This window comes from Brucella anthropi (assembly GCF_046630315.1).
GTDB classification, from domain to species: domain Bacteria; phylum Pseudomonadota; class Alphaproteobacteria; order Rhizobiales; family Rhizobiaceae; genus Brucella; species Brucella anthropi_A.
The window spans coordinates 240444-258835 of record NZ_LQBD01000001.1; the positions used below are offsets into that span (position 1 = coordinate 240444).

Consider the following 18392-nt stretch of genomic DNA (forward strand, 5'->3'; position numbering starts at 1 on the left):
GTTCGCCGGAGGCTGTCTTCGGCGCGCATGAAACTATGCAAACGGCAAGCAATATGCTGTATTTTAGCTGTTGAGGAAATTTTAAGCGGAAATTCTATTCAGTAAATCAATTATTGATTGTAACAGGAAAATTCATTTTTCATTTGGTTTCTGCATCTATCCCTGTACGAGAGGGGCTCGGGCGGAAAAGGGCAAAATGGATATGCGGGGGCAGGACAGCAAGAATGTGCCGCTGGCAGTCGATCTGGACGGAACACTGGTTTCGACCGATCTGCTGTGGGAAGGCATTTTTCTTCTTCTGAAAAAGAATATCCTGTTCATCTTCATGCTGCCGGTGTGGCTTCTGTCCGGCAAAGCCCATTTGAAGCAACAAGTGGCAGATCGCGTGACGCTGGATACGGCGCGGCTTCCTTATCGGACGGAGTTTCTGGCGTTTCTGCGCAGCGAACATCTGTCGGGACGAACCTTGGTGCTGGCAACAGCCGCCGCCGAACCGATGGCGATGGCCGTCGCGTCCGAGCTTGGTATTTTCAGCGCCGTCCATGCGACATCCGGCGCGACCAATCTTTCGGCAAAACGCAAGGCTGACCTGCTTGTCGGGCGTTATGGGCCACAGGGGTTCGACTATGCCGGAAACGATCGTGACGATCTTCCGGTTTTCGATGCAGCCCGACAGGCGATCGTGGTCGCCCCGGATCGGGCGGCGGCACAGTTCCAGAAGCGGACGGGCTGCGAAGTTTTCAGTGCGGACAAGCCCACCATTCGAACCTATGTCCGGATGCTGCGCGTTCATCAGTGGCTGAAGAACCTGCTCGTCTTCGTTCCGGCCATCCTGGCGCATGATATTTTGAAGCCGGATGTATTCATTGCGACCGTCCTCGCCTTTGTGGCCTTTTGTGCAACGGCATCGGCGATCTATATCGTCAATGACATTGTCGACCTTCCGGTCGACCGAAGACATGCGCGAAAAAATCAGCGTCCCTTTGCAAGCGGCCAGATAGCCATCCCCTTCGGTCTTGTCGTCGTGGCGCTGCTGCTGGTGCTGACCGGGCTGATCTGCCTCTTTCTTCCGCCCGCCTTCACGCTGGCGATCATCACTTACCTGGTTGTCACAACCGCCTATACATTTGCCTTGAAGCGCATGTTGCTGGGGGATGTGATTTGCCTCGCAGGACTGTACAGCCTGCGCCTGTTGGGAGGCTCGGCAGCTTCCTATATTCCGCCGTCCTTCTGGCTGATGGCCTTCGCCATGTTCTTCTTTCTGTCGCTGGCGCTGGTGAAGCGCTACGTCGAATTGCAGGGCGCGACGGTAACGGAAAAAGACCGCATAGCCGGTCGCGGCTACCGGCCGGAAGATCGCGACATCGTCGGGCAATGCGGGGTCGCGGCAGCCTTTACAGCCGCGCTGGTTCTGGCGCTCTATATCAATAGCGATGCCGTCAAGACGCTCTACACATATCCTTGGGCGATATGGCCGCTCGGTCCGATCGTGCTCTATATCAACGTTCGTGTTTGGATATTGGCGCATCGGGGCGACATGGATGACGATCCGGTCCTCTTCATCGCCAGGGACTGGCGCAGCCAGGTCGTCATCGCGCTTGGCGCGGTGCTGCTGCTTGTGGCTGGAATGCGCTGATGGAACAGGTGTTCGACAGTTTCGGGCGTATTGACCGGCGAAAACGGCGATATCTTCCGCTGGAGAGGCTGGAGACCGATTTCACGCATGCCCTGCCCGAAGATGCCAGCCTGTTGCCGTTCGGGAATGGTCGCTCCTATGGCGATAGCTGTCATAATGATGCGGGTTTTCTCGTGCCCATGCAGGCGCGAAAAAGAAGAGTGCATTTCGATCCCGACAATGGGGTGCTGACGGCTGAAAGCGGCGTTCTCCTGAGCGAAATCATCGCCCATGTGGCGCCGCACGGCTATTTCCTTCCCGTCACGCCGGGCACGCAATTTGTGACGCTCGGAGGCGCCATTGCCAACGATGTGCACGGTAAGAACCATCATCGGCGAGGAACTTTCGGCCGCCATGTCGACGCGCTGGACCTGCTCCGCTCGGACGGTGTTCATTACAGATGTTCCGATAAGGAAAACATCGATCTGTTCCGCGCAACAATCGGTGGAATGGGACTGACGGGGGTGATCCTTGGCGCCACCGTCCGGCTTATGCGGGTGGGCGGTCTCGACGTTGACGAGAAGATTCTGCCCTTCGCCAATCTGGATGCATATTTCGATATGGCCGAGATTGCCGACAGTGAGAATGAATATGCCGTGGCATGGATCGATCAGCTTTCCAATGGCCGGGGCCTGCTGATGGTCGGCAATCATGTCGCCGCGCCCGGCGGCGCGCCTGTTGCGGCATCTGCGCGCCTTGGCGTGCCTTTCGACCTGCCGTTTCCCGTGTTGAACAAAGCAAGCCTGTCGCTTTTCAATACGGCCTATTTTCACCGCAAGAGACGGATGACGGCGGCGCACAGGGTGCCGTATCAGAACTTCTTTTACCCTCTCGATACTATTCGAAACTGGAACCGGCTTTATGGCCCGGCGGGGCTATACCAGCACCAAAGCGTGATCCCGTTTGGCGCTGCCAGGACCGTCATTCCGGCAATGCTTGCGGCAAGCCGGGAGGCGGGGCAGGCATCGTGTCTGACCGTGCTCAAGCGTTTCGGCGCAATACAGTCTCCGGGCCTCATGTCATTTCCGGTGCCGGGATATACGCTGACCATGGATTTCCCCAATCGCGGCCACAAGACGCTGGCATTGCTGGACCGTCTGGACCGGATGACCGTGGAGGCCGGTGGCCGGGTCAACCCCTATAAGGATCAAAGGATGAGCGCCCGAACTTTCGCCGCAAGCTATCCGCGCTGGCGCGATTTCGAACCTTTTCGCGACACGGCTTTCAACTCCAATTTCTGGCGCCGCACGGCGTTGACGCTCAGTACGGCGGGTTAGGAAATGCGATGAAATATATTCCGTTCATCCTGTTCACGGTCATGACAAACGCTGCCGCGCAGTTGATGCTGAAATATGGCATGCTGACGCTCGGACCGATCAGCTTTTCAGCCGAAACCCTGATCCAGCGCATGTTCCAGATTGTTTTCAATCCCTGGGTCTTTGCCGGATTGCTGACCTTCGTGATCTCTATGGCGTCGCATCTTTATGTGTTGTCGAAGGTCGATCTTTCCTTTGCCTATCCGTTTCTCAGTCTTGCCTATGTGGCTGTGGCTCTGTTCGCATGGCTTTTGTTCAGGGAGGAGCTGGGCGCCTACAAGGTCGCAGGCATCGCATTCATCTGCATCGGAACGGTCTTGATCGCTCAAAGCGGCAAGTCAGCCGAACCGCAGGCGGAGACGACTGTAAACCAGCGGACGCTGGGGTGAGTGAGGGCATGCGATGAGACATATCATCTTCGGCGGCGATGGTTTTGTGGGGCGATATCTCGCTCCCAAACTCCTTGGCGATGGCCATGAGGTCATTGTCGCGGATATTGTGAAAAGCGATCTGCCGCATTATGCCGATGCCGCCTTTGTTGCGACCGATGTAACCGATCCGGGAGCGATCCACAGGCTCGGTATCCGCGCGGACGATGTGGTCTACAACCTGTCCGCCAAGATGCTGTCGCCCATTCAGGTTCGGGCAAAGCGGCATGATTTCTTTTTTCCCGTCAACTATTACGGGACGGAAAACATCATCAAGGCAATGGATGCGGCGGGTGCGCACAAGCTTGTTCATTTTACCACGGACATGGTGTATGGGCACACCTATGTCTGGCCGCAGAAGGAAGACCATCCCTGCAAGCCGCTTGGAGAATACGGTCTTTCCAAGCTGAAGACGGAAGAACTCGCCATTGAATGGCGTGGGCGGGGGATGAATATTTCCCTGTTTCGTCCGCGTCTTATCATTGGTCCCGGCCGTCTCGGTATTCTGGAAAAGCTGTTCAAACTGATTGACTGCAATCTGCCGGTGCCGATGATCGGCTCGGGCAAAAATCCCTACCAGTTTATTTCGGTGTTCGACTGTGCAGAGGCGGCACGGGCTGCGTTCAAGGCTGGCCTTCCCAACGAGGTCTATAATCTCGGTTCGCTCAATCCGCCCCCGGTTCGCAAGCTGCTCGGCGATCTCATCAGCCATGCAGGATCAAAATCCGTTTTGTTGCCGACGCCCGCCTGGGCTGTGAAACGCACGCTTGATCTGCTTGATCGGATGAACATGCCCCTCATGGACCCGGAGCAATATCTGATTGCCGATGAAATGTGTGTTCTCGATGTTTCGAAAGGCGAGCGCGAGCTTGGCTGGGTGCCGCAATATCGCGATGAGGACATGCTGATTGCAGCCTATAGCGAGTATCGCAAAAAGCTCGAAGCCGCATCGCCGGATGCGCGGACACCCGAAGCGGTATAGGGACAGACATGAACCAGCCCAACACAACGCCAAAGCCGAAACTGCTGACTGTCGCTGAGGCGAAAGCGCTCGATCTGCCGCAGATGACGGAGCTGTTCACGGCTCATCTCAATCCCGGCCAGCTTCACTTCATGAAGCTGCTCGGTTTTCACAAGGTGAAGATAGAGCGTGCGGAAGGCATGTATTATTACGACCAGAACGGACGCCCGATTCTCGATTTCTTCGGCGGGTTCGGCTCATTGGCTTTCGGTCACAATCACCCGCGTATTCTGGAAGCACGGCGCCAATTTCAGGAAGAGATGCGCCACGAGATCGCAATCGCCTTCATGTCCCAATATGCAACCGCTCTCGCTTATGACATTGCGGCCTGTTCGCCGGGCGATCTCGACATGGTGTTCCTCGGGTCTTCCGGCTCGGAAGCGATGGAAGCCGCGATCAAGCTCGCCGAACGCGCCGCCGGTCCGAAAAAGCCGAAGATTGTCTATGCGGAAAACTCGTTTCACGGCAAGACCAAGGGCGTGCTGTCGATCACGGATGGCGGGCTATATCGTGGGGAGTTCAAGCTCGTCGACAATACTGTGCGTGTGCCTTTCGGCGATATCGCAGCCATTGAAAATGCGTTTCGCGCGGACCCTGAAATTGGGGTGATCGTGCTTGAAACGGTGCAGGGCGGCGGCGGCATCATTCAGGCTGATGCGCTGTTCTGGCAAAAGCTGCGGAGCCTCTGCGACCGGCACGGCGTGATCTGGGTTGCCGATGAAGTGCAGTGCGGGCTGGGGCGAACCGGGAAGTTCTATGCATTCGAACATTATGGTGTCATTCCGGATGTTACCGCCCTGGCGAAGTCGCTTGGCGGCGGAAAGACCGCAATGGCCGCGATGATCGCGCGCCGTGATATCTACATGAAGGCCTATGGTACGCCCAAGACGGCGATGATCCATGCCATGGCGACTTTTGGCGGGATCGGCGAGGCCTGCATCACAGCAATCGAAGCGCTGAATGTGCTTTACGACGAGCATCTGATCGATAATGCCGCCGAGGTGGGCGATTATCTTCTCGATCGGCTGCATGAACTGCACCGCCGCTATCCCGCGCTTGTCAAAGAGGTGCGCGGGAAGGGGATGATGGTCGGGCTGGAGTTCCATGATTTTTCGCAGACCATGCCGGTGGTACTCCGACCTGTCCTGGCGATGCTCGATGAAAAGCTGAAAGGCTCGCTTCCCGGCTTCATCGGCAGTCACCTGCTGCGCGACCATGGGGTTCTGGTTGCCTTTACCGAATATAATCGCAATGTCATTCGCCTTGAGCCGCCGCTGATTTGCGGCCGCGAGCATGTGGATGCGTTCATAAAGGCGCTGGATGAGGTGCTTTCCCGCGGCATCGTGCGGATTGTGCGGGATTTCGTCAAAGCCCAACTCAAATGAACCGTTTCCGGCTACCGAACCAAGCCGGGGCGAAGCAGCAAATCCCAGCAGGGGTTCAGGGCGACGACGGCACGACCTTGCAGCGCCCCGGCATATATTGCCTGCAAGGCAAGACGGTTCGTGGTTGTCGGACATTTCGGACGCAATATGCCGTCGGTTGCTTCCACGGCGGCTTTCGTTTCCTCGGATAGCGCCGGAACGGTGCGGAAGGGATCGGCGCCGATCTGGATGTGGCGCGTGGCATCACGATCCAGCACCCATGCAAACGGATTGACGAAGTCGAGCGACATGATGCTTTGCAGGCGGATGTTGTGTCGTGTTTCATACATCCGCAAATCCTTCACCATCTGTTCCGCGGAGACGAGCCAGTACACCTGGAAATCGATTTCCGAATAAAGTTGCCAGCTTGGAAGCTGTCCCTTCGCGGCCAATGCGTCATAGGCCTTATTGTTCTCAGGATAATGGGATTGGAAAAGCTGGGCCCGTTTTAAGAAATCGGGCCGGGTCAGCACCTGTCCCAAATTCTGCAATGCCGGCAAAGATGGTTGAACATAGGTCGGCGCGACGGCAAGGGCGCGCAAGGTTTTATGCGCAACCTTGGTGAATGTCGGGATGACACAGAAGGCGGCAAGCACGACAAAGACGACCTTGAACGTCTCGTCGCCTGTTTTCACACGTTGAAAGATCATGAGCAGGATGGGCCAAAGGAATATGAATTCCTGGCTGCCGGTATTCTGCGTTTCGAGGAATATGCCGCCCAGAAGCCCGGTGGCAAGCCAGACGGAACTCCGATCGAAGAAGCGGTCTTTTACAGCGGATTGGCGCCGTTCATTCCAGAAAAGAGCCGGAACAAGGATCGCTGCCGGAAGAATGACGTCAAGTTTCAGCGACAAGACGGTGAGGAAGCGCGGCAGCAGCGCCTCTTCATTCAACCCGATCAATGTCGTTATATCGCGAATATATGCGCCGATAATCCCGTTCTGCAATTCGAGGACGCATAGAAACGCGATGGTGAGGATCGCAGCCAGCACCACGTTGCGAAATGAGATTCGCCCCGCTAGAAGGGCCGCAAGACCGAGCAATCCGCCCGCAAGAAAGCCCGTAATCTTCATGAGGAAGAGTGCAAGCATGGTTGCCGCGCAAAAGAGCGCGAGCCTTGCACCGTTTCGCATGAACATCAGGCCGCATGTCAGCACATAGAGCAAAAGCGCGGTATGGCGGTTATAAATTCCGAATCCGTCCAGTCCTGGATAGGGGTAAAAGCTCTGTGTATTGGCCGGAAAGATCGCGAAGACCAGAAATGGAACGAGGATGAGAAAACCGGTCGTTCGATTGCGGGGCTGAAGTGATGTCAGCACCCAAGCCATCAGGGGGGCTGCAACAGCCAATATCGACCATTGAACGAGGAATAGCGGTTGTGCTTTGGGAAACAGGGAATGTCCCCAGGCGAACAGGTAATAGCCAAGCGGCCCGACCGGGGCGGAGAAGTCCACATCGGGAATCTGGCCCATTTTTATGCGCTGGGCTGCGTCGAAATAGATGTAGCTGTCCCAATACATCGGCCCGATGGGCGCGTTGAGCCTGACGGACAAAAGGAGGGCCAGCAGGGCCAGAGTGCTGATCAGCCAGAACAAGGGCGCACCGGCCGGCGACGGCCTGGCCGGTTTGAACATCGTGCTGAAGAACATGGAACCCCGCCCCCTGTTGCGCCATGCGCCGAAACTACGCCGCAAAGCTTAAAACTACCAGAATAATCAGGAGGGGTTTGTCGGCTCGGGCTTTCACGAAGACGATGAAGCGTTCCAGAAAAGAGAACGCCCACTGCACTGGGAGGAGGAGTGTGCAGTGGGCTGATCTGTAAAGCGCGATTGGGAGGAGGAGTATCGCGCTTTGGGTCCGGTTTTTGGGAGGAGGAGTAAACCGGACAACGCGAAGATAGGAATACGGCTCGCCACTTACAAGGGGCAATGCTGCAAGGCAGATATGCATTTTCGGGTAGCTGAAAAAGAAACCGCCCCGCAGCGATCTAGCGCGCTGGGGCGGTGCTCCCTCCTCCAAGTGGAGGAACAATAACCGCGCCCTTGCAGAAAGCAACCCCCTGTTAAAACTCTATAAATTTCAGAAAATACTGAAATTAATGTACGGCTATGATGCGATGCCCGGTCGATTTCCGTCTCCCGCAAGATGTTCGGGATGACATTGCAAGCTGGATATGGGGCCGATCCTTATAAGATCTTATACGAAAGACTAAGGCCGCGGAAAAGTTTTCCGAAACAAGGGCTTCACAACCATACGGCGATATTGCTCCCTGAATCTTTGGTCGTTCATCATGATTGCCTGTTTATTTTTGGCCTGCGCTGTGAGTAAGCTCCGCCGTCTTCTTCGATTGGGGGCTTTCGAGGGAGATTCACCGCCTCAGCGCGTTCACACGCTGCGGGGCGGTTTTTATTTGCCTTGTCGAAACTGCATATCAGCAATGCAACCTTGTTGATTGAGCGCGCGGGGCGAACTGGTTATTAAAAATGCGTTCGGTTCACTCCTCCTCCCAAAGAACCGGACCTCAAGCGCGATACTCCTCCTCCCAATCGCGCTTACAGATTAAGCCCGCAATGCTCTCCTCCTCCCGAGCATTGCGGGCTTTTCTATATCATGGTCACGTAATCTTTCAGGCTGGAACGCATTGTTAGTTCCAGAATCGGCGCTAACGTTCCATTTTCCTTGTGCGTGCACTCCTGAGAGCTCGCCCGCCTCGCGCCCCTAAGCCCCCCGCCCAAACGCGAGGCGGTTCCTTTAAGCGGAACCTCCCAAAAGATTTCCTTCTTCCGTGTTTGGCCCAGACCTTTCGGAGTGGGTTTGGCTGTGCTTGATGAAGCAAGAAAGCAATCAGAAAAGAACGATTGTTCTATCGGGATATATCCATCATCTGCACGGGCGATGTTTGTTTGACGGCCTTGCTGTGCTGCGCTTGGTCGATAAGCTTTTTGTCCAGGCTGCGATATGACCGATTGTGCGCGTCAAAAACGCAGCAGAATTCAGGAAATACAGAAATTATGCTCTAAAAAGAATCGGATGATTCTCGTTTTTCTTGATGGCAATCAAAGCAATCTGCCTTTCAGTGAAATAAAAATGTATTATAAATTTATAATACATTACGTAGCGTCATATTTGATCGTAATTTAAATTTATATTTTCTGTGGCGTCTTCTGTGGAAGGGCGAAGAAACGATGATTGTCGGTCAAAATATCCGTTTATAATCAAAAGCGAGTTGAGTCGTTTCCAACGCGGAAATGCCTTCAGTAATTTGTGCGGGTGCAGTTTGCGTTCTGCGCCCGAAGGCTGTTCACAGGCTTGATTGTTATGCTCTGGCCGTCAAAAAGACCGACAGCGCCCACTGTCGGAACATTCAGGCTCCAGAAATTAACCATCTGTTAACCATTGCGCATATAGACCGGATAAACCGTTTTTTAACCAAGATGAATCAAGTGCTAACACAGTCTCGTCCAATCCGCTTGAAAGGGAGGTCCTTTCTTGCGCTGGTGCTCTCGCCTGAATTGCCGCTCGATGGCTGGCTCGACAAGCTGGATGATCTTGCAGCACGTTCAGTGGGATTCTTTCTCAATCGTCCGATCGTTCTCGATCTGGAGAATGTTTCGATCGAGCGCCCGCAACTGGTCCAACTGCTTGAGGATCTGGTTAGCCGTGGTGTCTGGATTACGGGTTTCGAAAATGCGCGGCCTTCTCTTCTGGGGCCAGGTATGCCGCCCGCAATGCGGGGTGGGCAGCCGGCGGCAGATTTCGACCCGGAGATAGCAGAACCAAAACCGAAGGAGCGCGCACCGGCCGCGCCCGCAGCGGTGCAACTCGTCAAGGCGGTTCCTTCCATGGTTGTCACCGAGCCGGTCCGGTCGGGGCAGTCGATCTATTTTCCCGACGGCGATGTAACGATCGTCGGTTCGGTCGCATCCGGCGCCGAAGTCGTGGCTGGCGGCTCGATCCACGTTTATGGCGCGCTGCGCGGTCGCGCAATGGCTGGAACAGCCGGAAATGCCGATGCCCGCATATTCTGTCGCAAGATGGAAGCTGAACTTGTCGCCATCGATGGCCTCTACAAGACGGCCGAAGACATGGAAGGCAGGCTTCGCGGTCAGGCAGTCCAGCTTTGGCTCGACGGCGACTACATGATGGCCGAAACGCTGAATTAGAGCATTTTCGAGCCAAAGGTCTGAAACGGTTTTGCGTGAGGCAAATGCGACAAAACAAATAGTCGGAGCGGTTTCCGCGATTCCGTTAAAACAGGAGCCGCTCTAGCATGCAGCCCAGAGCCATGGATCGCTTTGGGAAAACAGATACTCAACCGGATTTGGAGCACTTTTGAGTGCTGCATGGGAAAAACAGGGCATTTCATATCCCGGGTAACGGATGCTCTGGAGGCGCGCGGGAGATACAGGAGACAAATATGGCAAAAGTGATTGTTGTAACTTCCGGCAAGGGTGGCGTTGGCAAGACGACATCGACCGCTGCAATCGGCGCTGCCTTGGCGCAGCGCGGCGAAAAGACTGTCGTTATCGATTTCGATGTCGGCCTTCGTAACCTCGATCTCGTTATGGGCGCAGAGCGGCGCGTGGTGTTCGACCTGGTCAATGTCATCCAGGGCGATGCAAAGCTTCCGCAGGCTTTGATCCGCGACAAGCGCCTTGAAACGCTGTATCTGCTGCCGGCCTCCCAAACGCGCGACAAGGACAATCTGACCACCGATGGCGTCGACCGCGTCATGGAAGACCTCAAGAAAGAGTTCGACTGGATCATTTGCGATAGTCCTGCCGGGATCGAGCGCGGTGCCACGCTTGCCATGCGCCATGCCGATATGGCGGTGGTCGTGACAAATCCGGAGGTTTCGTCCGTTCGAGATTCCGACCGCATTATCGGCCTGCTGGATGCCAAGACGCTCAAGGCCGAACGCGGCGAACGCGTGGAAAAGCATCTTCTGTTGACCCGTTATGATCCGGTTCGGGCGGAGCGTGGCGACATGCTCAAGGTGGATGACGTTCTTGAAATCCTGTCCATTCCGCTTCTCGGCATCATCCCGGAAAGCCAGGACGTTCTGCGGGCATCCAATATCGGTTCGCCCGTAACGCTTGCCGATCAGCGCAGTGCGCCTGCATTGGCTTATCTCGACGCAGCCCGCCGCCTTGCCGGCGAAGAAGTGCCGATGACTGTTCCATCCGAAAAGCGCGGCCTTCTGGGTAAACTTTTCGGAAGGAGAGCGGCATGAGCCTGTTTCGTTTCTTCAGCAAACCTGCTTCCGCGCCACAAGCGCGCGAACGGTTGCAGGTGCTGCTTGCCCATGAAAGGGCGTCACACGAGCATTCCGATCTTGTTGCGGTGCTGCGGGAGGAAATCCTCGCCGTTATTGCCAAACATATCCAGATCGATCGCGACAAGGTCAGCGTGAAAATGGATCGGGGCGATCAGATGTCGACGCTCGAAGTCGATATCGAACTTCCGTTGAAGACGAAAGCGAAGGTGCGGGCAGCCTGATTAACACCAATCTTGCGGATAGCCAGAAAGATGGAGGGAAAAACCATGAACCGCGGTGCACTTCTCACCAGATTGAAGGAGCTTCAGGAGCTTCCAAAGTTTCAGAAGCGGGATATCTGTACCATAAGCGCTTTCTTGCAGCTTGAGGCACTGGCAGAGCATGTCAGGGTCTGTGAGGAGGCGGCAGGTGTTGCACAAACTGGGCAGGATCATTGATCCTGCCTTTTTTCTGGAATGCCCCGACCTTCCAGCATTTTTCCGCCTGCAAGCCCGGCAGGCTGGCAAGACATGGATAAAACAGTCTCGCCTTCACGGCACGGCAAAAAACATCTGCAAATAGCAGCCGAGGACGACAAGGGCGATAAGTGCTGCGATGAGGAACAGGAGCTTCATTGTTCATGGATCGCTCAATTACCGTTCACATTCAAGAAAACACATGGTGATTGACCGTGAGCACAAGGGCAATCTTGTCCTACCTCCTTGTTTTCATAGATTTTCTCGTTGATTATCTTTTTTCTTTCTTATGGAAGAGGCCCCAATTCTGATCGCGCTATCGTCAAAACGGTTTGCGTGAGGCCCGCAAGCCTGTCGGCTGCCAGACGATTGACCTGCCAGAACAGGGGAATATCCAGGGGCGTGTCCGGGATCAGTTCGACCAGTTGCCCGGATTTCAAATATTGGCCAACCAGTTGTATCGGGTTCATCCCCCATCCCATGCCCGACAGGCTTGCATCGACAAAAGCCTGTGTCGACGGCAGCCAATGGGTCGGGCACGCTATGTCGGTGCCGAGGACAGTGCGTACCCATTGATCCTGCAATCTGTCCTTCTGGTTGAAGGTCAGCGCCGGCGCGCGGGCGATGGCGTCGTATGTCGCACCGTCGGCAAGGTAGCGCGCGATGAACTCCGGTGAAGCTGTGGCACGGTACTGGAGGACGCCGAGCGGGGTGAGACGGCAGCCCTGAACGGGTTTGGACAAGGAGGTGACGGCGGCTATAACCCGCCCCCGGCGCAACCATTCAGCCGTATGATCCTGATCGTCGACGGCTATGTTGAAAAGATAGTCGGATGCAGCACCGAATTGTGAGATCGCTTTCAGGAACCATGTGCCCAGACTGTCGGCATTGGTTGCTATATGAAGTGTGACGCGCTGTGCGGTGTTTTCGCGGCTCGACAGGCCGGGCAATTCTGCCAGAAGTTCGCGTTCCAGCATGCCGACCTGCTCGATATGCCGGCATAACCAGTCGCCTTTTTCGGTCGCCGTGCAGGGCGAGCCGCGTTCGATCAGAACAGCGCCCAGCCTCTCCTCCAGATGCTTGACGCGTTGGGAAACGGCCGATGGGGTTACATTCAGTGCCCGCGCGGCCTTCTCAAAACTGCCTGTCTGGACCACCATCGCCACGGCTTTCAGGGCGGAATAGTCGATCATTAGTTTTCCTAAACCAGAATTACCAGATTTAACTATTCTAATCCGCCGGCTTCCGATATCCAAGCGTCGACCTACTCCCTGGCGGTGACTGCATATGAACCCTTCCGTTTACGTAACCGGCCTTACCATGGGCCTCAGCCTCATTGTCGCCATTGGCGCGCAGAACGCTTTTGTTTTACGGCAGGGTTTGCGTGGCGAGCATGTTTTTGCGGTCAGTCTCGTTTGCGCCATATCGGACGCCATTCTTATTCTTGTGGGCGTGACCAGCTTCCAGAAAATCGCCGCCGTCATGCCGACGCTTGATCCGATCATGCGCTATGGCGGCGCAGCCTTTCTGATCTGGTATGGAGCGCGCAGCCTCTATTCAGCGTTCACTTCGTCTGCCGTCCTTGCGACCGCGAATGGGGCATCCGTGAGCCTCACAACGACGATCGCAACCTGTCTGGCGCTGACCTGGCTCAATCCCCATGTTTATCTGGACACGGTGGTCTTGCTCGGGACAATCTCCACCCAGTTTTCCGGTTTTCAGGCATCCTTCGCTGCGGGCGCCATCACCGCATCTTTCGTGTTTTTCTTTTCGCTTGGCTTCGGCGCGCGTTGGTTGCGGCCGATCTTTGCCCGCCCGTCTTCGTGGCGTGTTCTTGAAGGCATCATTGCGATAACGATGTGGTCGATTGCGCTGAAACTCGTGATCGGCATGTAACCAGTTTGACCGGCAGATCTGGCGAAAGCGTTTCGGTCGGCGCGGCGACTGGATTATCCCGTTCAAACGGGGTTTTCAGAGATTGCGGACATGCTCCGGGCGAAAGCCTACGCCGATCAATCTGCCCGCCAGATGCGCAAGAAGAGGCCAGCGCGCAAGATGGCGCATGAAGGCGGGCGGTCCCTCGCGTTTGATATCATTCGTTTCCCGCTTGCGGCGATCGCTCCGCATCATCAGCTGCAACTTCTGGGTTGCTCTGGTCGGAAAACGACGCCGGGCCTCTACAGCCGCGAGATAGGGGGATAGGTCTTTGTTTTCCTTGAGCGGTACCGTCAGAATATTTGCTGCCGCAACGGCATCCTGGATAGCAAGATTGACCCCGAAACCACCAATGGGCGACATGGCGTGAGCTGCGTCGCCGATGCAAAGAAGCCCCGGTTTCCACCATGTCTTCAGTCGGTCGATGCGCACGCTCAGCAGATGGACATCATCCCATGTGCGTATTTCATCCATCCGGTCAGCAGGTAATGGCGATATGTTTGCAACCGCCTGCCGAAAGGCATTGAGGCCGCTTTGCCGGACATCGGCGAAAGTCTGCTTGCGCAATACATAACCGCATTGCCAGTAGTCGCCGCGATCGATCATGACAAAACCTTGCCGGGGGCCGCCATGGCCCATTGTGTAGGGCGGATCATTGGGCGCGTGCGACAGTTTCATCCAGAGGATTTCGCTTGGTGATCCAAAATTTTCGACCTCGAGACCGGCTTTCGTCCGCACCACCGAGTTTCTGCCGTCGGCACCGATGACGAGCCTGGCATTGATGCGGATGGTTTCATTTGCTGTTGTCGCGGAGAACCCGGTGACTGTTCCGTCCTGTTCGGTCAAATCGATCATACGGGCCGACATGATGAGGCGGAAGTTTGGATATTTTGCAGCTTCGCGCGCTATGTAATCGAGAAACTCCCATTGCGGCATGAAGGCGATAAACCGACACCGGGCGGGGATTTTTGAAAAATCAGCTATCGTAATGTCCTTGCCGCCGATTTCCGCATGTAACCGGTGCGCCTTCGTATGGGGGAGGGCAAGAAGGTTCTCCAGCAAGCCAAGCTCATGCATGATTTGAAGCGTGGACGGGTGAATGGTATCGCCACGAAAATCACGCAAAAAATCAGCATGCTTTTCGACAATGGTGACGTTCACGCCCGCACGTGCGAGCAGAAGTCCCAGCATCAATCCTGCCGGTCCACCGCCCGCTATCGCGCAATCAGTATTCATGTGACTGATATTCGATGTGATCGGTTGCGTCATGACTATCCACTCGACCGTATTTGTGTTGGGTGCCAGACATAAAAAGACCGGCGCTCTCGACAGGTCAAGCGCCGGCTGGAGGTCTACGCGACCGGTAGGTCAAAATATGACTTAATTTATCATGTTTTATTTGTCAAGGGAGTGGACGCCGCGAAGATCAATGCGTGGGGGCCGGTCGAAAGAAGGCGGGTCGTCTCCAAACCCCGGCCTGGCTGGGCCGGGGTTTTGGGTGTCGGGCATGCAAAGATTGCGTCCGCACGCTATTTTTGAATCTGTGTAGCTGATTGCTTGATTGCAGTGGTGATCTGCCGGCAGAACGGCTCGATGCTTTTGCCTGATGTCTTGGCAAATTCCTCGACATCGGTTTCTTGTCCCATCGACTGGACGACACCTTTCTTTCCTGCTTCGAGGGCCGCATCGGGCCCTGCTTTGTCGGCCGGTGCCTGCATCAGTTTCATGATCGACTTCTGGCCATCTATGTCTTCCTGAGTGGCGAAGCCTTTGTCCTTGCAGTATTCGACAATACCAAGCTGGTTTGTTGCGGCTTTATATAGATCTTCTGGTGACATTTGCTGTGCAGCTTGGGCCATTGCGCCGCTGCTAGTCAAAACAGCCAGCATAAAGGTGCATATTCCTGCATTTTTCATGATAAAAACCTTTCATTAAACGTTCAGGTCCCCGAATGAAAAGGCATAAAGATCATAAACCGCGAGGTGAAATAAACTGACGGAAAGCGCTTTAACATTATTTGACTTACATGCTCTTTCCATTTCTATTTTCTATCTACGTGAGCACCAGCGGGATCGAAACCCAAAAGATTGTCCGACAAAACAAAGGCTGACATTTATCCAATCTGGCGTATATTCGCTAATGCTTAAACTCTTGATATGTGAATGGAGGGAGTCTCGCAGGCAAGCCTGCCGAGTGTCATGACCCGAGAGAGGTTGGGTATACGGAGGATAGATGCAGAACGACGGTTCAATCGCAGTCGATAGTTCGGAACTGGAAATACGTGTATTGCGCGCGCTTCTCGATGCAGGAGCCAGCGCGCCGTCGGCGGAGGCGGCGACCCGCGCCATGATGCATGCGTCGCTCGTTGGGGTGGACAGCCACGGCGTGCGCCTTGTCGAACATTATTGTCGGGTGCTGGCAGGCGGACGTCTTGCCAAGGACCCGCAACTCGTCGTCGAGCAAAAGGGGGCTGCAAGTGCTCTCATCCATGGTGGAGATGGGCTCGGTCATTATGCCATGTATCGTGCGGTTGAAATTGGGGCCGATCTGGCAAGCCAGGCGGGGGTGGCCGGCGTGGGGATCACGCATTCCTCGCATATCGGGGCCGCCGGCGCCTATGCGCTGGAGGGGGCGCAACGCGGTTTCATCACGCTTGCGACGACCAATACGGATTCGATCGTTTCGCTGTTCGACGGCTCGACCCGGTTTCACGGCACGAACCCGTTTGCCATCGGTGCTCCTGTACCCGGCGAAGACCCGTGGCTTCTCGATATGGCAACGTCATCGATCCCGATGAACCGCGTTATGCTTTATCGTTCGCTGAACAAGACTTTGCCCGATGGCGTCGCGGCCGATAATAGCGGTCGCCCGACGATCGATCCGAACGAGGCGGAGATGCTGCTTCCGCTTGGCGGGACGGATTTCGGTTTCAAGGGGGCGGCGCTTGCGGGCCTCGCTACGCTGCTTTCGGCGGTCCTGACCGGCTCGACGCTCGATACCGATTTCATCCCGATGTATGGCAGTGACGATATATCGACACCGCGCAATATGGGGCATTTCGTGCTCGTCATCGATCCGGCAAAATTTGCCGGGGCGGAAATCTTCGCTTCCGGCATCAAGACATATCTCGCCGCATTACGCAGCGCCCCTTCGCGCGAAGGGGGCGGAAAGGTCATGGCGCCCGGCGACCGCGAATGGGCGGAGCGAAGCCGCCGCGAGGGTGAGGGCATCCCCATTGATCGCGATACGGCGAAGTTCCTTGGGTTCTTGAAAGATTGAGCGGCTCGTCCGCCGTTTGTGGATCGTCTTCCGCGACCGATGCCGTCGGAAGGATCAACTGTCAGGAGTGCGCCCGATTACCGGGTTTGACGACAAACAACCTTGGGAGGTTTGTATAAATGGAAGGTCCTAAGAGCGCTCCGGTTGGCGCGACCAAGGTACGCTATTTCATCCTGTTCATGTGTTTCGTGGGTATTACGATCAATTACCTCGACCGTGCGAACATGAGTGTGGCGCTGCCATTCATCGATTCCGAATTGAATCTGAACCTTACGAATACCGAAAAGGGCTTGATCCTCGGTGCCTTTTTCTGGGCCTATGACGGCATGATGCTGTTCGCGGGCTGGATCACCGACAAGATGGGTGCACGCAAGACTTTCTCGCTTGCTGCGATCTGGTGGTCGGCATTTACCGCATTGACCCCGCTGGCAAACAGTTTCTGGAGCTTCTTTGCCGTTCGCTTCGCGCTCGGTGCAGGTGAGGCACCGGCCTATCCTGCGGCAACCAAGGCCGCGTCGCGCTGGTTTCCCAAGAGCGAGCGTGCCTTGGCAACGGCTGTGATCGATTCCGGCTCTCGCGTCGGCACCGTACTGGCGCTGCCAATCGTCACGGCCATTATTGCCTTCGCTACCTGGCATTATTCATTCGTGATTCTGGGTGCTGTCGGTATCCTGTGGGCATTCTTCTGGTACGTTAATTACCGTGACCCGGCCGAGCATCCCCGCGCCAATGAACTTGAGCGTCAATACATCATCGAAAATGGCGGCCGTACCGCAGCAACCGACGACCCGGAAGCCGTAAAAATTCGTTGGATCGATCTATTCCGCTACCGCACGGTTTGGGGGATGATGATCGGCTTTTTCTGCCTCAACTTCGTGATCTACTTCTTCCTGACCTGGTTCCCGACCTATCTCAAGACTGCACGCGGCCTGAATCTCGCCGAGCTCGGTCTCTATGGAATGTTGCCGGGACTGTCGGCTGTCGTTACGGCATGGATAGCAGGTGCGGCCGCAGATCGTGCAATCCGCAACGGTGCAAATGTAACCACCGTTCGTAAGGTTATCATGGTGGGCGGCATGCTTGGCGGCGCTGCAATTTTGCCTGCCGCAATGGTGGAATCGCTTTATCTGGCGCTGTTCTTCCTTGCGATCTCCTATAGCAGCCTCGCCATCGCAGCGACTGCGATCTGGTCACTGCCGGCTGACGTTGCACCAAGTTCGCGTCATGTGGCCTCCATTGGCGGCATCCAGAACTTTGCCTCCAACATTGCGGGCATCATCAGCCCGTTCCTGTTCGGCTTTTTGCTCGATATGTTCAATGGCAGCTACACGCCTTCATTCATGATGGCTGCGTGTATGGCGCTGGTCGGTGCGTTTTCCTACGCCTTCATTGTTGGCCGCGCCGAACCGCTTCCGGTTTTGCCGCCGCGAAAATAATCCGCCACAGGCTCTTAACCAACAGAAAGGCGCAGCGATTTTCGTTGCGCCTTTTGTTTTTCTGGTTGCCCCGACCCGTTATTTTTAAGTCCACGCCATCCCGATGGATTGACACCTTTACGTTCTCAGCTATTCTTTTATAAAA

Annotated in this window: 15 protein-coding genes; 11 read left to right on the forward strand and 4 right to left on the reverse strand. The window is 55.6% G+C overall.

Going from position 1 to position 18392, the window contains the following annotated elements:
• Positions 1-196 precede the first annotated feature (196 nt).
• Genes AVM02_RS01055 through AVM02_RS01075 form a run of 5 tightly spaced genes read left to right on the forward strand, consistent with a single transcriptional unit; the run spans position 197 to position 5825 of the window.
• Positions 197-1636: a UbiA family prenyltransferase gene (locus AVM02_RS01055; protein WP_411505167.1), complete on the forward strand. Its 1440-nt coding sequence runs from the start codon at positions 197-199 to the stop codon at positions 1634-1636.
• Positions 1636-2952, forward strand: a complete 1317-nt coding sequence (locus tag AVM02_RS01060; protein ID WP_411505168.1) for an FAD-dependent oxidoreductase — start codon at positions 1636-1638, stop codon at positions 2950-2952. The genes AVM02_RS01055 and AVM02_RS01060 overlap by 1 nt, the downstream gene beginning before the upstream one ends.
• Before the next feature lie 8 nt (positions 2953-2960).
• Positions 2961-3380 carry an EamA family transporter gene (locus tag AVM02_RS01065; protein WP_411505169.1) on the forward strand — a complete coding sequence of 140 codons (420 nt, stop codon included), beginning with the start codon at positions 2961-2963 and terminating at the stop codon, positions 3378-3380.
• 13 nt (positions 3381-3393) lie between these two features.
• Positions 3394-4401: an NAD-dependent epimerase/dehydratase family protein gene (locus tag AVM02_RS01070; protein WP_411505170.1), complete on the forward strand. Its 1008-nt coding sequence runs from the start codon at positions 3394-3396 to the stop codon at positions 4399-4401.
• Positions 4402-4409: 8 nt separating this feature from the next.
• On the forward strand, positions 4410-5825 hold the full coding sequence (locus AVM02_RS01075; RefSeq protein WP_411505171.1) for an aspartate aminotransferase family protein: 1416 nt from the start codon (positions 4410-4412) through the stop codon (positions 5823-5825).
• Between the two features lie 11 nt (positions 5826-5836).
• On the opposite strand, the gene AVM02_RS01080 is transcribed toward AVM02_RS01075, so the two are convergent.
• Entirely contained in the window at positions 5837-7513 is a 1677-nt protein-coding gene (locus AVM02_RS01080; protein WP_411505172.1) for a hypothetical protein, read from the reverse strand.
• 1785 nt (positions 7514-9298) lie between these two features.
• Between AVM02_RS01080 and minC the strand changes: the two genes are divergently transcribed.
• The 3 genes from minC to minE all read left to right on the forward strand — a co-directional run bounded on the left by minC (position 9299) and on the right by minE (position 11363).
• On the forward strand, positions 9299-10027 hold the full coding sequence (minC, locus tag AVM02_RS01085; RefSeq protein ID WP_411505173.1) for a septum site-determining protein MinC: 729 nt from the start codon (positions 9299-9301) through the stop codon (positions 10025-10027).
• Between the two features lie 254 nt (positions 10028-10281).
• On the forward strand, positions 10282-11097 hold the full coding sequence (gene minD, locus AVM02_RS01090; protein ID WP_010660936.1) for a septum site-determining protein MinD: 816 nt from the start codon (positions 10282-10284) through the stop codon (positions 11095-11097).
• Entirely contained in the window at positions 11094-11363 is a 270-nt protein-coding gene (gene minE / locus AVM02_RS01095) for a cell division topological specificity factor MinE (RefSeq protein WP_006468449.1), read from the forward strand. Before minD ends, minE begins: the two co-directional genes overlap by 4 nt.
• Positions 11364-11884: 521 nt before the next feature.
• On the opposite strand, the gene AVM02_RS01100 is transcribed toward minE, so the two are convergent.
• Positions 11885-12790, reverse strand: a complete 906-nt coding sequence (locus AVM02_RS01100; protein ID WP_411505174.1) for a LysR family transcriptional regulator ArgP — start codon at positions 12788-12790, stop codon at positions 11885-11887.
• Positions 12791-12884: 94 nt separating this feature from the next.
• Between AVM02_RS01100 and AVM02_RS01105 the strand changes: the two genes are divergently transcribed.
• The gene (locus tag AVM02_RS01105; protein ID WP_411505175.1) at positions 12885-13493 is read left to right on the forward strand and encodes a LysE/ArgO family amino acid transporter; all 609 of its coding nucleotides are present in this window, start codon (positions 12885-12887) and stop codon (positions 13491-13493) included.
• Positions 13494-13568: 75 nt separating this feature from the next.
• Here the strand turns inward: AVM02_RS01105 and AVM02_RS01110 are convergent, their stop codons facing one another.
• Positions 13569-14801, reverse strand: coding sequence for an FAD-dependent oxidoreductase (locus AVM02_RS01110; RefSeq protein ID WP_411505176.1), 1233 nt, complete (start codon positions 14799-14801; stop codon positions 13569-13571).
• A gap of 260 nt (positions 14802-15061) precedes the next feature.
• Positions 15062-15448, reverse strand: a complete 387-nt coding sequence (locus AVM02_RS01115) for a hypothetical protein (RefSeq protein ID WP_411505177.1) — start codon at positions 15446-15448, stop codon at positions 15062-15064.
• A 316-nt stretch (positions 15449-15764) separates the two neighbouring features.
• Here AVM02_RS01115 and AVM02_RS01120 point away from each other — a divergent pair, with 316 nt between their 5' ends.
• Both AVM02_RS01120 and AVM02_RS01125 read left to right on the forward strand, forming a co-directional pair.
• Entirely contained in the window at positions 15765-16811 is a 1047-nt protein-coding gene (locus AVM02_RS01120; RefSeq protein WP_411505178.1) for an Ldh family oxidoreductase, read from the forward strand.
• Positions 16812-16930: 119 nt separating this feature from the next.
• The gene (locus tag AVM02_RS01125; protein ID WP_411505179.1) at positions 16931-18247 is read left to right on the forward strand and encodes an MFS transporter; all 1317 of its coding nucleotides are present in this window, start codon (positions 16931-16933) and stop codon (positions 18245-18247) included.
• Positions 18248-18392 lie beyond the last annotated feature (145 nt).

What these genes read in the sequence shown, in the direction of transcription:
- AVM02_RS01080 (WP_411505172.1), bottom strand. Translation starts at nt 7,513, where the DNA reads ATGTTCTTCAGCACGATGTTCAAACCGGCCAGGCCGTCGCCGGCCGGT.
- AVM02_RS01075 (WP_411505171.1), top strand. Translation starts at nt 4,410, where the DNA reads ATGAACCAGCCCAACACAACGCCAAAGCCGAAACTGCTGACTGTCGCT.
- AVM02_RS01065 (WP_411505169.1), top strand. Translation starts at nt 2,961, where the DNA reads ATGAAATATATTCCGTTCATCCTGTTCACGGTCATGACAAACGCTGCC.
- AVM02_RS01105 (WP_411505175.1), top strand. Translation starts at nt 12,885, where the DNA reads ATGAACCCTTCCGTTTACGTAACCGGCCTTACCATGGGCCTCAGCCTC.
- AVM02_RS01110 (WP_411505176.1), bottom strand. Translation starts at nt 14,801, where the DNA reads ATGACGCAACCGATCACATCGAATATCAGTCACATGAATACTGATTGC.
- minD (WP_010660936.1), top strand. Translation starts at nt 10,282, where the DNA reads ATGGCAAAAGTGATTGTTGTAACTTCCGGCAAGGGTGGCGTTGGCAAG.
- AVM02_RS01055 (WP_411505167.1), top strand. Translation starts at nt 197, where the DNA reads ATGGATATGCGGGGGCAGGACAGCAAGAATGTGCCGCTGGCAGTCGAT.
- AVM02_RS01120 (WP_411505178.1), top strand. Translation starts at nt 15,765, where the DNA reads ATGCAGAACGACGGTTCAATCGCAGTCGATAGTTCGGAACTGGAAATA.
- AVM02_RS01115 (WP_411505177.1), bottom strand. Translation starts at nt 15,448, where the DNA reads ATGAAAAATGCAGGAATATGCACCTTTATGCTGGCTGTTTTGACTAGC.
- AVM02_RS01125 (WP_411505179.1), top strand. Translation starts at nt 16,931, where the DNA reads ATGGAAGGTCCTAAGAGCGCTCCGGTTGGCGCGACCAAGGTACGCTAT.
- AVM02_RS01070 (WP_411505170.1), top strand. Translation starts at nt 3,394, where the DNA reads ATGAGACATATCATCTTCGGCGGCGATGGTTTTGTGGGGCGATATCTC.
- AVM02_RS01060 (WP_411505168.1), top strand. Translation starts at nt 1,636, where the DNA reads ATGGAACAGGTGTTCGACAGTTTCGGGCGTATTGACCGGCGAAAACGG.
- minE (WP_006468449.1), top strand. Translation starts at nt 11,094, where the DNA reads ATGAGCCTGTTTCGTTTCTTCAGCAAACCTGCTTCCGCGCCACAAGCG.
- AVM02_RS01100 (WP_411505174.1), bottom strand. Translation starts at nt 12,790, where the DNA reads ATGATCGACTATTCCGCCCTGAAAGCCGTGGCGATGGTGGTCCAGACA.
- minC (WP_411505173.1), top strand. Translation starts at nt 9,299, where the DNA reads ATGAATCAAGTGCTAACACAGTCTCGTCCAATCCGCTTGAAAGGGAGG.